Raw genomic sequence first — 15874 nt, forward strand, 5'->3', positions numbered from 1 at the left:
CCAAAAGCACATCATGCATTTTCTGTTCAAATTCAGGGTCACGTTTTTCACAGTAACACTTGATTTTGAAAGGTTTGATTTCTGACCTGCGCAATATCTTTTGAACCATAGGTTTTGTGATCGTGGCAAGCCGGGGAAAGCCCACCTCTTGTGCATGTTTCTGAATATGCCGATGCAGGCTTTTCAGAGTCCAAAGTTCCTGGGAATAGCCAAGATCCGCTGGACGTTGGCAGGCCAAATCCACGATCCATGCCACAGCATCATCTGTAATTTCAATCGGATGACCAGGACGTGGTCTATCATATAAAGCAAGATCAACACCGCCTTCTTTAAACTTTTTAAGGCATAACTTAACGGTATTCACGTTAACATCTATGCGCTGTGCTATTGCGGCGTTTGACTCACCTTGTGCTTTGTATATCAATATTTTTGCACGGTCAACAATCTGAGCCTGTATTGTTCTGCATCTACACAGAGATTGGAGATATTCATAATCTTCCTGTTCAATATCTAATATATTTGCGTGTGCCATAATCAACATTCCTTCCTATATTTGATAATTTGATTATAACACTCATATATGTATTTGACTAGTTATTTAATTTATGATGTACTAGAAAAGGGACTACTTGTCTCCACTGTGTCCCTGCTCGAAAAATTACGCTTATCAAACGACCGCTGGCTGGAAGCCATTCTTCGTATGATATATAACTCAGGAGGGTTTCCTAAGTCTTCCTGAGACGAATGAGTTTGCACCCACTTTGTTTTTATTGTCATCCGGATATGATGTATGTTTACCTCAAGGAGGTGCATAAACCATGCATACAATCATAAAAGACAAGAACTGGCAGGAACAGCAGGCTTTTGAACGTTATGCCCTGATTGCTCCACTGTTAGAAACCATTGATTCTGCCAGACGCAGCCAACTGTGCAAGGGACTTGCCCTGAAAGCAGAGCTTTTCTTATATATACGCTCCGCACTCTAACTTTGCACTCGGAGCACCTATAAGAGTTTTGTGAGCTCAACCTGCATAACAGGGAGAGGTATTTTTTCTGTGACACAAAAATAGACTCAACTTTCTATGGATATTCCTAAAAGTTAAGTCTATTTTATATGAATAATTAAATATTAAGTTTGTACTATTTATATTAAACTTCTTTTTTTAGTATTATCTCAATATATTTACTATATCCAGATATTCCTAACGATGGCGAAAATAATTGTACTAATTCCCATCCTTTTTCTGCATACGTATTAATAATTTCATGATAATCTTCTTGTGGTCTATTATCCCATTTTGAAATTTCAATTTTTACAAATTTATATTGATACATAAGATCTTCCTCCATACTTTCTGAACTTATTTTACATCTATAACCATGCTTTTTTATAATATACTGTATTCTATAATATTAATAAAAACAATATTGTATTATAATAGATAAAAAAATGGTTATAACAAAGTAAGCAACTAATTTCTTCATTTCTTTTGACATCTTCTCTTTATTTATGTTTTGCACAATAATCACCATCCTCTTTTATATATGACAACTTCTCCAAGTCTCCCAATTGAACCCCCGAGTTAATTAATTTTTTGCATAGCAGCTTTAGGTGATGTTTTTCTTGTCAGTTTATAGATTCTAATAGATAATGCACAAAAACATATAATTATAAATACTAAATCCACCCAAACGCAATATAAATTTAACATAAACTCTTCAACTTCAAATCCATAAAAACCACTCAAATAATGATTGTATGCTAAAGTTAAAATTTCAGTAGTTATAAGGGCTAAAATCATAGAAATTACTAAGACAATCATCATTCCACCATTAAAAACTGAGACCATAATTTTATTTGAAATTCCTAATGCCTTCAAAATTCCTATTTTTCTAGAAGTTCCCTTCATTAAATAAGAGACAAGTAATAAAATAACAATAAGAGACATAATCCCCCAAAAAGAACAACTCAAAATTGTATTTTGCATTATGCCATGCTTTTCATAATAGTTCATACTGATCGTGCCAATTGATGGATTACTCATTCTTAACGATTGTAGTAAGCTCAAAGTTTCCTCAAAACTTTCTTTATCATCTAGGTAAATAAAAATCATATTATCATTTATTTTTCCATAATCTTTTTCAAATTTCTCTCTTGAAAGAAATATCCCACCTTTAAAATATGACAACTGATTTGATAATACACCTGACAATTTATATAAACCAATATCATCTTCCATCCAATCTTTTTTTAATGTCACTGGGTGATTAACTACATCTCCTATTTCTAATTCATAAAAATTTTTAGCATAACTTCCCATCAATATCTCATGACTTCCAGTTTCTATTTTATTACCATTTTGAATATTCTTATTTATGACATCATCCAAAAATTCATTACTCACTCCATAAACAGTATATTCAATAGTAGCATTAGTTAATGGATCTCTGTCAGTCATCATACTTCTTGCAGTTACCGGATAAATTTTAACATCTTCATTCAGCTGGTTTCTCAACTGAGAACTTACATCTGGCATATCATTATAATATTTATATTTTAATTCTCCATCCTCATCCATCTTTCCCTTTACTACTATATCCGGTATATCCGATTGTTGCATACTATTAAAAGAAGCGATAAATTTAAAATTAATAAATGTCATAAAAAAAGCCAAAACCATTATGTAGACATACAATGTTCCTTTCTTTGAAAACAGTATACTTCTGAAAACTTTAAATTTTACAGGCATTTTTATCCTCCATTATAGTTCTATAATATCATCTGCAATGTTGTCAAATGAGTCAAGATGTGTTGCTATAATTACAAGTTTTTTATTTTCATGACAATATTTTTCTATAAACGAAACAATTATTTTTGTATTTTCCCCATCCAAACTAGATGTTGGCTCATCTAAGAAAACTATTTTAGGATTTTTTAAAATTGCTCTTGCGATTCCAACTCTTTGTTGTTGTCCTCCTGACATTTCATTAGGATAACAATTTTTTTTATCTGAAATCTGAAGCATATTTATAATTTGATCACTACGTTCAAGTGCTTCTACTTCACTTAGATTTCCAGTAATAATATCTCCTAAAATTATATTTTCAATCACATTAAGTTCTTGTAACAATCCATAATCTTGAAAAACAATTCCAATTTCTTTACTTCGCAGCACACATTTTTTATCCATGTTAGCATTAGAAATCAACTCATTATCATAATATATTTTTCCACCATCAATATCATCTAACAAAGCTAATAATGACAATAATGTCGTTTTACCTTTGCCTGATAATCCTTTAATAAGATAAATTTTACCTTCTTCAAATGTATAGGAAAAATCATCAATAACTAAATGTGCTTCTTTTCCTGTGTAATAACATTTCTTTATATTTTCAGCCTTTATAATCATTCTTCTATCTGATGTTCTTGTGGAACATCACGCTTCCTTTCTTTTTTATATTTATATTATTATCAGCATATAATCATAATTTATCACTAACCAGCTCCGATACTTTTAACCTTCTTTCATATCCATTTCCGAAAATATTTTTTATTCTTTTCCATGTTAATCTTTAATTTTATTAGTAAAAAGAGTTTTTCATATTAGTCATTATTGCATTTATTTTTTTCTTTTTCTACGATTAAATATGTTACCATTCCTTCTGGCAAAAAAAAGGATTTCTCATCACTTATTCTTAACCCTGCCGTTCTTATATGATTTTCAAGAACTTCTTTTTTTATAATATTTTTACACGAAGTTCCTATATATCGTTTTGTATTGTTGTTTTCGATCTGCTCCATATACATATTTATATACACCTTATCCGCATCAAGATCTACTTTTTCAGAAAAAACAATAAATGATTTAGTTCTCATATTAAAATAATAATTAGGTTCCAGTTCTCTCGATTCCACTAGTTTATCAGAAAATTCTGTAAAATTAAAAATAAATTTTCCATTATCTTTCAATAGATTCTTACTTATATTCATGAATAATTCCTTTTGTTGTTCTGGTTCAAGCAAACATATAGATATATGTGATAATATAACATATGCATATTTAAAATCTGCATGAAATGAACACATATCATCTTTATACAAATTAGCAGATATATTTTTTTTTATACTTTTTTTTCTCAAAATCTCAAGCATATCCTCAGATACATCAACACCAGACACAAAGTACCCTTTCTCTAATAACGGAATCATTACTCGCCCAGAACCACATGCAAGCTCCAAAACTGGTTCTTTAGTATTATTTAATACTTTATTTAAATACTCTATATCGTAATCATCATTTATAACAAGATTATCATAAAATTTAGAAAATTCGCTTTCATAAATATCAAGATATTCTATATCTGGCAAATTTAATTTACGTATTCCATCACATAATCCAAAATAATGCATATTATTTTTACTCCTTTCCAATCACTCTAAAATTCATATTTTCATCAACATTAATCCCAACAATATCATTATCATCATAATCTGTTATCTCATAATAGCTGTAGAAACAAGAAATTATTGTTATATATTTAGACAATATCATATCTGAATTGGAATTATTTTGGTATACGACGCACTTATCACTATGATTTGATTTCTGTTTCAAACCATCAGCATTACCTACTTTGAAATGACAACAGTTAAATATTTCATTTTGTTCCCCGATCCAAAATCTATTACATTTTTCCTGTCCCCACCTACATGCATTTGTTATAACACCTTTTTTTAAATTACTGATTAATATAACTTGTGTTGTAGCATATCTTAGCGCCTCGTCATAAAGTTCTTCGTAATCATGTATACTTTTTATTTCTCTCAATTTTATAGCTCTTTTTTTAGGAATATAATTCGCGTTAGGTTGAAAATAAATATTACCATTGGAAATATGATAAAATATTATATTAGGAATATAACAATCCTCCTCATAGGCTTCATGCATAATAGAATCATATTGTTTTGTCATCATACATAAAGTTTTCCTATCTTCAGAATATAAAACATTTTTAAATTCTAACTTATCTATTTCAACTAAAATGTAACCATTAACACTGATATAACGACTAATAGTATTCAAGGCTGCTTTGTTTAATTTATTTACAAAAATATATTTCACACAGTTCTTATTTTTTTTCAAATCACTTAAACACACCCCAGAAAATGCTTCAACAATAACTCTTTTCCACATTTGAACATTATGTTTTTGGTATCCAATTTCCTCTAATTGATAATAAACTGATTTCATATATCCTTTATATTGTGAGCGGAATGGAAGTTTATATGGTGTTGTTTCGATTTTCGAATCAAATAGATAATTTTTATCAAATAATTGACTTCCCGGAAATGCTGTCGTAAAGCATATGCTCACATTATCTCGCATATTGTTTTTTACCAAATATTGTAGTGTTGTCTGTACATCTTCGTACTCTTCAAAAGGTAATCCAAAATTAGCACTAACATATGGATTAATTCCTCTTTTTTTGCCATATTTAAATATGTCAGCAATTCGTTCTATATACTTTATAGAATTTTTGCTATTTTCTATTTTACCTATTTTCCCGAATATTTTTTCAGAAGCAGTTTCAAGTCCAATAACTACCCCACTAAAATTGCAGTCTGCCATTAAATCTATAATATCTTCGTTCAATAAATCTGCACGACTACAGCACCAATAACGAAATATATAATTTCTCCTTTTCAAATTCTTGCACACAGCGTATGTTCTTTCTGAATTCATAGAAAAACAGTCATCTACAAAATTCAGTCTAACATTCTTCCCCCTTATATAATGTGAAATATAATCAATTTCTTCCATTATCGCCTCTATTGTATGCACTTTAAATGCTTTATTATCTTTTTTGTAGGAGCAAAACGTACAATTCCCATAGCAACCAACCGATGTAAGCATTCCTACATTTTGTATTTCTTCTGGTGGAATCATTCCAGACTGATAAGGAAACCCTAAATTATCCAGTGTATAATCTAAAACCTCCTTTTTTGTAGTATATATCTCTTTGCCATCTCTATAAAAAAGATTTGAAATAGATTCTTTCTTTTTTTTGTCTAATATACAATCTAGCGTAATAGCTGCAGCATGTGTGATGCAATAGTCTGCTTCAACTTCATTCAACAAATAATTTCCTATATATTCTGCCGATGGACCTACAATAATCACATTACAAATTCCAAACGCTTTCTTTAGATTGTTGATTACCGTTTTTGAGACAAAATAATTATATTCGTTTATATAAAAGCAATAAATATTACATTTATAATTACTTTTCAGATCAGTAATTAAACTTTGTAGGCTTGATAGGTTTTTATTAATATATTGGCAAACACTTTTTCCACTTTTTATCAAATAACTTCCTATATATCCACAATCTAGTTGATATTCTGCTCCAGTAAATTTCCCATTAACTATATTCAAATAGACTAAAACAACATCGTACATTTCCCAAACACTCAAAATGTATCATTGCTAAAAAAACTAATTATTTTCTCAGCAATAATAAAACTCTCCTCTTTTTTTATATTTAACATTGGCATTAATGTCAGCCCAACCAATGACCGGTATACTAAAATCCCGTTTATTGCTAATTCTTGCTGTATATATGCTATTTTTTCTTGCCGCATGATAGTTCCCGATGTATCTTCCTGTAAATCTATAGAAATCAAAAGTCCCTCTCCTCTAACGCCTTTTATATTAGGATGACTTTTCAATCCCTCTATCAACGAACTCTTAAGATATTTCCCTTGTTTGTTGACATTCACTGAAATGTTTAGATTCTTATACTCTTCTAAAGTTCCAATAGTAGAAGCGCATCCCAACAAATTTCCCGCTTGTGTTGTTCCGTGAGCAATAATTGCATTACTCTTTTTGTACCGTTCTACAATAAAATCCTGAATTCCCACGGCACCAAATGGAACATAACCCGAATTAATCCCTTTTGACATACACACAATATCCGGCACAAAACAATAGTTTTCAAAATAAAATCTTTTTCCTGTCCTATAAAAACCTGTAGCCACTTCATCTATTGTTATTAATATTTCATTCTCCTTACATAGTCTATATAAACGTTCAATAAATTTTATATCGACTCTCTCCATCCCTGCTGAAGCTAGTATTGGTTCAACAACAATTCCAGCTATACTATCTGCATTCATTGTAATATATTCTTCTAAAGTTTTTTCATGTAATTTGCCTTCTTCTACATTCATAGACGAATCAGGCACTTGAAAACTAATTGTATCTAAGAGATAAGGCGCATAATTTCTGGTTTGCTCTTTTGTAATACCACTAACACTCATTCCACCATAACATGTTCCATGATATGATTTAGTAAAGCTAATTATCTTTTCTTTTTCCTTTTTCCCTGTTAATTTCCAATATTCTCTCATGATTTTAATTGACAATTCCACACTCTCAGAACCCGAACAAGTAAACTGTATTTTATTCATACAACTTGGTAAGTATTCTACAATCATATTAGCAGCCATAATTGCTGTTGAATTTGAATGTTCAAATATAGAGCAATATGCCATAAGTTTCATTTGCTTTTCAATATAGCTATTTATCGTCTCATTTCCATATCCTAAAGAAACATTCCATAATCCGCTACAAGCATCTAAATATTTTCTATTGTCATTATCATAAACGAAGGTACCCTCCCCTCTCTTCAAAATAATTTGATTAAAGTAATTTTTTGTCAGATTAGAATATGGATGCCATATGGGATAATCAATCTGGTTATCATCATCTAATATATTTCTAAGATTTAACGTATTCATTTTTCTTATATAATGTTCCAATTACTATATAATTAAAACATCTTTTCCTTTCTCTTGACCATGTATTACTAAAAATACATTCAAGTATGATTATTCTCATAACAAATATGTTTTTTAAAGTCCTATTCAATTACCGAGAAATGCTTTTTGCATTTATAAATTTCTACCCCTCTAGCGTCCACATATATTCCCAAATCCGTTCTTTATAGCTTTCACAATCAGGTTCTTTCCCTTTAATACAATCATAATTTCGAGCGCATGCCCTACATCCCCCACCACAAAAATACTTTAATTGACATTCTATACATTCTGGTAAGTTATCCACACATAATTCATAAGCAATTTTTTTACCTTCTTCAATTATCTGAATAATATTATTATCAGCAATGTTTCCAAGGCATTCCGTTTCTTCATTTAATGAAGTACATGGATAAACTTTTCCGTCATAATTGATACTTAATGTAGCATCCCCTGCACCGCATCCTGTAACCTTATACCCCTTCATTACTGTATCTAGTTGATCTCCTGCAAAAGAAACTGTTAAAAATTTTGTTTTATCTTTCTCCTCTAAAAATACTTCTTTACTTTCTCGAATGGAATATATTTTTTGATTACATATCTGTATCTTCTTCTTGAATGCTTCGATACTTTTCTCATACACTTCTTGATCTGGTGATAAATCAACCAAATTTATTTTTCCTCTTCCAACAGGTAAAAGTTTCGTTATATGAATATGATTAATTTTATTTTCAAATAAAAATTCTGGCATATTGGGCAAATCCATTATATTATATCTGCTTGCTGTGAAAGATACATATAAATCCTTTACTCCCAGTTCTTTTGCATACTGAATGTTACGAAGAGTTCTTTCAAGTGAATCTTTTCCTCTTGTTGTTGCATTGACACATTCTGTTGAGCCATCAATAGAAACCTGTAACAAATCGATTAATGGAATTATATCAGGATAGTATTCTCTTCCACATGTACCATTTGTGATAATATTTACAATGAACCCCAAACTCTTTAATCCGATAACTAGTTTCTTAAGATTCTTATATAAAAAAGGTTCTCCTCCGCTGATAATTACCTTTTTTCGTCCTTCTTGAGGAAGTTTTTCTAAAAATTCTAAAACGTTCATATAATCTATGTTGTAAGTATTATCCTTTTTTGCATCTGAATAGCAAAAAGGGCATGAAAGATTACATATATTTGTAACATGAACCCAAATCGTATTAGGATACTCAATTGCATTGATTTCTGTCTCCATAATAGCATTTTCTTCTATTAAGATTTTATTTTCTACTAACTCCTGTATAAAAGAACTCATAGTGTTATGTAGAACCTTTTCACCAATTCCTAATTCTGCTCCTGTTTGGGACAATGCATTTTGAATACTTTTTAATGCTTTTATTTTATTAATAAAATCATATCCACTTCTATTTGTTCGAAACCAACTAGTACTCTCAAAATCAACAAATAAATACTTTGAATCTCTACTAAAAATTTTGTAATTTTCATTATAAATGTATTTTGTACTGTAATCTACCATACCAGTTCTTCTCCTTTTTTAACTTCTCCATTCGGATATATAATGCATTCTATTTCATCCATTGGAAACCATATTTTTATTTCTGAACGTTCGCTTGGCTTTAATAAAATCCCTTTAGAATCATTAGTATATTTCTTAATTTCTCCCGCAAAACTTAAACTGCTTTTCGCTCGAATAACCACTCTCTTATCAGCTAACATATGTCCATCCTCCCATCTGTTTCTCTATAGCATCATAATGTCCTACATATTTGCTACAAAAGTAAAATACTTCTCTTTGATCATCTACTGTAAAATTCTTCGTTTCTACAATAGGATCTAATAAAGTATACTTTTCATATGAGTTCGTCAAAATATTCATACCCAATTCTTTACTTTTAATATATTGAAATGTTCCTGGAAATGGAGTATTGTAAGATACTGCTATTTCTGCTTTATATTTTTCAAAAAGTTGTTTTATTAAATATGCTGTTTGCCACATGGTCTCTTTTGTATCACAATAATGTCCCAGCATAAACGATAGACATGGAATTATATTATTTTTATATGTAGCATCAATTATTTCTATCGCTCTATCAAGATTAATTCCTTTCCGCAGTTTATCTAACACTTCTTGACTACCGCTTTCAATTCCATATTGAACTGCAATACATCCTGACTTATGCATGCGTTCAAGCAACAATTCATTCATCACATCAATTCTAGATTCACACTGCCAATTAATTTTAAAATCAAATCTCTCTATTAAATCCATAAAATTATTTAGCCTTTCAGGTATTGCCGTAAAAGTATCATCAACAATATATATTTTAAATAATTTTTCACTCCAAATATTCTTTATTAAAAGCATTTCCAAATAGATAGAATACTCACTCCGAACACGGTATGATGCCCCTGATAAAGTAGTTGCAGAACAATAAATACATCTTCCCGGACATCCTCTACTTGTAGAAATATTTATATACCCTCCATAACGTGCTGCATCTGCCAATTCTCTTTTGATAATGGGCAATAAATCCAAATCACTAATAAAATGTTTATACTTATTTTTTATCGATCTACCACCCCTTTTAAAAACAAGTCCTCTAATATCTTCATATTTTATCAATCGTTCTCCAGTTCGTATTGCTTCTGCAAGTTCTAATATGATTGATTCACCCTCTCGCATTATCACAAAATCTACCGTATCTTTCTCAATACATTCCATCGGTTGTAAAGTAGGATGCGGTCCTCCAAGTGCAATCTTAATGCCTTTAATATTTGATTTTAATTGTTGTGTAAGCTTTATCGCTTGATTGAAATTTTCTGTATAAACAGATATACCAATAAAAAGTGGATCGATTCCTTGAATTTTCTCTATCAATTCTCTTACTTTCATTCTCTCATAACACATATCTATAACTATTGGCTCATATCCATTTAATTCTAGATATGTTCCCAATGCCATAATCCCCAAAGATGGATTATAGCCGCCTTCTTCATTTATGAAATCTTTTTGTATATAATTCATAATAGGTAAATGTAATAATATTATTTTATTATTCATACTGCAACCAACCATCCAAATCATCATCTTCGCACAGAAGCACCAAATCATTTTCCATATAACTTGTAATCGCTTCGCATACGATTTCTTCTATTTGCGCTAACGTATTTTCTTCACTATGTTTTACATGTATTTCTCTAATAATGTCAGCAACTGTCTTGCGACCATCAATACACTTCCATACAATACTTGAGGTATCATTTAATATAAAATGCCCTCTTGCTGAATCAACAATAACATAGCCATCTGTTATCTTCCAACAGATTGTTTTTAATGTTGGTATTTTATTTATTTCCATATCTTTTTCATCTGATGTTTATGAGAAAACATCATTTCCCCTTTCTTTTAAAGCTTTATATATTATAAAATTCCTATAAAATACTAGACACAATTTTAGTCTACTATCCCCCCTTGCTTTCCGAATCCAAATCTTCAAATATTAAGTAATAATGCCAATATTACCTTCTTCTCTTTCGATATAAAATTCATTTATCACTATTTCAAGAAGAAGCACCTATCACATTAAATACTTAATCCCACACTTCTTTATAGTTTCAAAAAATAAGTCATATTTTGGTATATCTAATCGTACTTTTAACTTGACAAATTTTGAATTCCCAATATTATAAAATATTTAAAAAAATCATTTACACATGTATGTAAAACTATACTAGGAATTAAATTTTTCCTCTTTTCATAGATAAATGCAGAACACCACCCCAAAACAAAGATCGATATATAATTAATTATAATCTGTACTGTTACCCCTTCATTTATTAACTTAATTAATAAATTAAAATGTGAAAATGTGAAAATCAGTGATGATACCATTTGTGCATATGTAGTGCAACACACCTTCTTTAGAAGATTATATATATACCCTCTGAAAAATAATTCTTCTGCCACTGCTGCTACCCAAAATGATTGAACCATCATATGTAACGGCATCCATTTTGAAATAATGCTACTTTCTATGTAATAAATAGAAATTTGTGCACAAGAATAATAAAAATATATAATACAAATCAAAAGGCTTATTTTCCGTGTTTCTTTATCAAAAGAAAACATTTTTCTAATGTTTAATTTTTTTTGTTTTCTCAACCATATTAACGGTATTACATAGACAAACAAAATGGCGTATGTTGGTAATATAATAATTTCATTTTTTAGAACTAAACCATTATTCCATTGTCCACTTCCTATCATAAAGTAAATAAAATAAGCAATTCCTGTAGAAACTAAAATCAAAAAATATGTTTTTTTATCTCCCTCTCTACACTCGTTATTATCATCAGGAAACCCCGAAACAATATACACCATACAAATAGATGCAATAATTGGTAAGATGCCAAAACAGTCTGAGTATATAACTGCAATTATCGTTATAATAATACAAGCTATCCAATCTTTCCGATTAACCTTTTTCATCATAAGCATACACTATTCCTCATTAAGGATGCCTTAATTTGGCATTAGGGCATCCTTTTTCTATTCTTTTGTTTTACGTCAAAGCAAGTCCAACTGTAGCTCCAACACCAACTCCTGCTGCTATAGCACCTACACCTAATCCATAACTGCAACCACCAGAACTATCTACCGAACTGCATGTGTAACCTTTAGAGCATGTGTTTCCACTACATGCCATTTCTCCACCTTTTAATGATGAAACGCTTTCTGGTGGCTCAAAAATTTTGGGTTTATTTAACATAATTAACTCCTTTCTCCACTCTCTTAGTGTTTATGTTATCACTACTCCAACGCCCGCTCCTGCTAAAGTCCCTACTACTATACCACCGACAGCAAAGCCAACACTGCAACCACCTCCAGAACTATCTACGGAACTACATGAATACCCCTTAGAGCACGTGTTTCCACTACATGCCATTTCTCCACCTTTTAGTGAAGATACCGAATCCGGTGTCACAAAAATTCTAGGTTTTCCTAGCATGACTTTTCCTCCTTCCTTTTATATTTTATATAGCAGCCTTGTTCACCAAGGTTACCATCTGACATAACGTATTTATTGATGCAAAAACTTGTCTATAATCCCACTGTGACTTTTTATTAATCTCATAGTCTTTTCTTTTCCAACCTCAACATATTCATCACATGATACTCTTAAATCACAAATTATTCTGTTTGTTAAATTTTCATATTCTATTTTCACTACCTTTATTACAACTGCCTCGTATAAAGTATTAATTTCATCGTCACGCAAAAAGAATTGTTCATTTATATCAATATCATTTGCTTTATAGTTCTCTATTTCAAAGCTAAAAAAAATATCTTTTTCTTTTTTAAAGATACCCTTGATCTCTAAAACCTCTCCCTTATTAATTTGTAAAATGATAATTACAATGAAAATAAATAATACCGTCGCAAGTAATGATGCAATATATGTCTTATGAATTGCCTTTAACTTATTCACTTTTCCCCTCCACTTCTTCTATGTGTTCTTGTAAATCAATAACATGATCCGCAAATTTTTTTATTGACATATCATGAGAAATATAAATTATTATTTTGTCTTGTAAATATCCTTGTATGCCGTGTATAATATTACAACTAGTATGATAGTCTAAATGACTTGTTATTTCATCAAATATGTATACATCTGCCTTTTTTATCAAACCTCTTGCTATTGATATCCTTTGTTTCTGTCCTTCTGAAAGCTGTCTACCCTTTTCACCTAACATAGTTTCATATCCTTCTTTCATTGAACCTACAAATTCATCTAAATAACATATTCTTATAATATCTTTAAATCTACTTTCTTCCTCGCCCACTATATCTAACATTATATTTTCTTTTATCGTTCCATTTAAAATAACACTCTCCTGCATAACAATTGCAATCTTCTCTCTCAAGCTAAATACTGGAATATCTTTTATATCTATCTGATTAATTAGTATTTTTCCTTTTTGTATGTTATAAAACAGAAGTAGTAAATAAGCTATTGTAGTTTTTCCTCGTCCACTCGTTCCCATAATTGCATAACTTTGACCTCTCTGAAATTCTAAATCTATATTGTTTAAAATTTTCTTTTCTAAATATCGAAAGCTCACATTATCAAAACAAATATTACTAATTGATAAATTTCTATAGTTTTCCTTAAAATTCTTGTCCTGCTTCTCCTGTTCTATATCCATTATTTCTTTAACACGCTCCATAGATACATATGCATTCTGTAACTCTATATTAAACTCCATAAGCGCATTAGCACTTTGAACAAACATTTCACTAATAGAATCAATCAAAAAAAGTGTTCCTACAGTCATTCTTCCACATATAATTTCATGTATTCCCAACCCCAGAATTAAAAGCGAGGATAGAAAAGATGTAGCCGATATAGTTGTATTATATAAAAACTTAATTTTAAAATTATTAAAGCTTATTTTTTTTATACAGAATATGATCTTTCTATATTTCTCATTATTATATGAAGATTTATTATATGCCTTGTAAAATTTATGATTATTAAATATATGTGTTAACAAGTCAAGTTGTTCAGAATTTTTTTCTTTAAGTTCTCTATTCGTTGTTTTAAGCTTTGGATTAAATCTTTTTGATATAACCAGTTGTACAATACACATTATTACTGTTATCATTGCAAATCCTTGATTTATCTTAATCATCAAAAACAAATACATAATGGCATTTCCTAAATTCGCAAAAAATACAATTATAGATGAAGACAAAAAATTTGATATAGTGTCAACATCATTTATTGTACGATTAGTAAGATCTCCACAATCATATTTGCCAAAAGCTTCTACCGGTATTTTTTGAATATGATTCAAGACTTTACTTTTTATATTAATGGATATACTCTGAGTCAACTCCAAAACTAATGTGCCATTGCTATAATTAATCAATGAAGTTATTAAAAAAGATAGAAGTAAAATCAATGCTAGTTCATCTAATATATGATATTTATTTTTCAATAAAACTTCATCCAAGACAATTTTTAAAACAAATGAATATAATATTCCTGCTATAGACCCCAGCGTTACTAAATATATTATCAAAATATATTTTTTTAGATTATTAGAAACATAAGCCAAATAAGTATCTCTATTCATGTAATTCCTTTCTTTATTGTCATCGTATCTACTATTAACATAGTACTATTTTTATTCGTCTTTATTTATTTCATGTAATTATTACGAGTTCTTTTGTTATTTTTTCTAACTGCCACAGGTAAATAAGTATTCTCCCGCTGGAAAAACACATGATTCCGCTAATTTGTAAACTAACATTCTGGAACGTAAACTATCCTTGTTTAGTTTGACTACAATTCATAAGAAACAGAACTAATATTATTCCTAGTATCACCTGAGAAATACAAATCGGCTTTAACTAGTACATCATAAATTAAATAACTAGTCAAATACATATATGAGTGTTATAATCAAATTATCAAATATAGGAAGGAATGTTGATTATGGCACACGCAAATATATTAGATATTGAACAGGAAGATTATGAATATCTCCAATCTCTGTGTAGATGCAGAACAATACAGGCTCAGATTGTTGACCGTGCAAAAATATTGATATACAAAGCACAAGGTGAGTCAAACGCCGCAATAGCACAGCGCATAGACGTTAACGTGAATACCGTTAAGTTATGCCTTAAAAAGTTTAAAGAAGGCGGTGTTGATCTTGCTTTATATGATAGACCACGTCCTGGTCATCCGATTGAAATTACAGATGACGCTGTGGCATGGATCGTGGATTTGGCCTGCCAACGTCCAGCGGATCTTGGCTATTCCCAGGAACTTTGGACTCTGAAAAGCCTGCATCAGCATATTCAGAAAAATGCACAAGAGGTGGGCTTTCCCCGGCTTGCCACGATCACAAAACCTATGGTTCAAAAGATATTGCGCAGGTCGGAAATCAAACCTTTCAAAATCAAGTGTTACTGTGAAAAACGTGACCCTGAATTTGAACAGAAAATGCATGATGTGCTTTTGG

Annotated in this window: 17 protein-coding genes; 2 read left to right on the plus strand and 15 right to left on the minus strand. The window is 30.2% G+C overall.

Going from position 1 to position 15874, the window contains the following annotated elements; all coding sequences use genetic code 11:
- Positions 1–532, minus strand: a 532-nt coding sequence (locus E5329_RS25010; RefSeq protein ID WP_168356764.1) for a helix-turn-helix domain-containing protein, incomplete at its 3' end; no start/stop codon positions are given.
- 286 nt (positions 533–818) lie between these two features.
- Here E5329_RS25010 and E5329_RS30070 point away from each other — a divergent pair.
- Positions 819–986: a hypothetical protein gene (locus E5329_RS30070; RefSeq protein WP_168356765.1), complete on the plus strand. Its 168-nt coding sequence runs from the start codon at positions 819–821 to the stop codon at positions 984–986.
- 163 nt (positions 987–1149) lie between these two features.
- On the opposite strand, the gene E5329_RS25015 is transcribed toward E5329_RS30070, so the two are convergent.
- From E5329_RS25015 to E5329_RS25080, 14 genes are all read right to left on the minus strand, one after another.
- Complete coding sequence (locus E5329_RS25015) at positions 1150–1335, minus strand: DUF4177 domain-containing protein (protein ID WP_135991972.1); 186 nt, start codon at positions 1333–1335, stop codon at positions 1150–1152.
- Between the two features lie 248 nt (positions 1336–1583).
- A complete protein-coding gene (locus E5329_RS25020) occupies positions 1584–2750 on the minus strand; it encodes an ABC transporter permease family protein (RefSeq protein WP_135991973.1) in 1167 nt (388 codons plus the stop codon).
- Between the two features lie 12 nt (positions 2751–2762).
- Positions 2763–3413 carry an ATP-binding cassette domain-containing protein gene (locus E5329_RS25025; RefSeq protein ID WP_135991974.1) on the minus strand — a complete coding sequence of 217 codons (651 nt, stop codon included), beginning with the start codon at positions 3411–3413 and terminating at the stop codon, positions 2763–2765.
- Positions 3414–3607: 194 nt separating this feature from the next.
- Positions 3608–4414 (minus strand): class I SAM-dependent DNA methyltransferase, encoded by an 807-nt coding sequence (locus E5329_RS25030; protein ID WP_135991975.1) that lies wholly within the window; start codon positions 4412–4414, stop codon positions 3608–3610.
- A gap of 7 nt (positions 4415–4421) precedes the next feature.
- On the minus strand, positions 4422–6479 hold the full coding sequence (locus E5329_RS25035) for a B12-binding domain-containing radical SAM protein (protein ID WP_135991976.1): 2058 nt from the start codon (positions 6477–6479) through the stop codon (positions 4422–4424).
- Positions 6476–7804 carry an aminotransferase family protein gene (locus E5329_RS25040; RefSeq protein ID WP_135991977.1) on the minus strand — a complete coding sequence of 443 codons (1329 nt, stop codon included), beginning with the start codon at positions 7802–7804 and terminating at the stop codon, positions 6476–6478. Before E5329_RS25040 ends, E5329_RS25035 begins: the two co-directional genes overlap by 4 nt.
- 163 nt (positions 7805–7967) lie before the next feature.
- The gene (locus E5329_RS25045; protein WP_135991978.1) at positions 7968–9353 is read right to left on the minus strand and encodes a radical SAM/SPASM domain-containing protein; all 1386 of its coding nucleotides are present in this window, start codon (positions 9351–9353) and stop codon (positions 7968–7970) included.
- Complete coding sequence (locus E5329_RS25050) at positions 9347–9553, minus strand: hypothetical protein (RefSeq protein WP_135991979.1); 207 nt, start codon at positions 9551–9553, stop codon at positions 9347–9349. Before E5329_RS25050 ends, E5329_RS25045 begins: the two co-directional genes overlap by 7 nt.
- The gene (locus E5329_RS25055) at positions 9543–10898 is read right to left on the minus strand and encodes a B12-binding domain-containing radical SAM protein (RefSeq protein ID WP_168356766.1); all 1356 of its coding nucleotides are present in this window, start codon (positions 10896–10898) and stop codon (positions 9543–9545) included. Before E5329_RS25055 ends, E5329_RS25050 begins: the two co-directional genes overlap by 11 nt.
- Positions 10891–11196 (minus strand): PqqD family protein, encoded by a 306-nt coding sequence (locus E5329_RS25060; protein WP_135991981.1) that lies wholly within the window; start codon positions 11194–11196, stop codon positions 10891–10893. The genes E5329_RS25055 and E5329_RS25060 overlap by 8 nt, the downstream gene beginning before the upstream one ends.
- A gap of 296 nt (positions 11197–11492) precedes the next feature.
- Positions 11493–12335 carry a CPBP family intramembrane glutamic endopeptidase gene (locus E5329_RS25065; protein WP_135991982.1) on the minus strand — a complete coding sequence of 281 codons (843 nt, stop codon included), beginning with the start codon at positions 12333–12335 and terminating at the stop codon, positions 11493–11495.
- Positions 12336–12399: 64 nt separating this feature from the next.
- Complete coding sequence (locus E5329_RS25070) at positions 12400–12606, minus strand: hypothetical protein (protein ID WP_135991983.1); 207 nt, start codon at positions 12604–12606, stop codon at positions 12400–12402.
- 312 nt (positions 12607–12918) lie between these two features.
- Positions 12919–13326: a hypothetical protein gene (locus E5329_RS25075; RefSeq protein WP_135991984.1), complete on the minus strand. Its 408-nt coding sequence runs from the start codon at positions 13324–13326 to the stop codon at positions 12919–12921.
- Positions 13319–14980, minus strand: a complete 1662-nt coding sequence (locus E5329_RS25080; protein ID WP_135991985.1) for an ABC transporter ATP-binding protein — start codon at positions 14978–14980, stop codon at positions 13319–13321. The genes E5329_RS25075 and E5329_RS25080 overlap by 8 nt, the downstream gene beginning before the upstream one ends.
- Positions 14981–15342: 362 nt before the next feature.
- Between E5329_RS25080 and E5329_RS25085 the strand changes: the two genes are divergently transcribed.
- Positions 15343–15874, plus strand: a 532-nt coding sequence (locus tag E5329_RS25085) for a helix-turn-helix domain-containing protein (RefSeq protein WP_168356767.1), incomplete at its 3' end; no start/stop codon positions are given.

The organism is Petralouisia muris, assembly GCF_004793545.1.
Classification (GTDB): Bacteria; Bacillota; Clostridia; order Lachnospirales; family Lachnospiraceae; genus Petralouisia; species Petralouisia muris.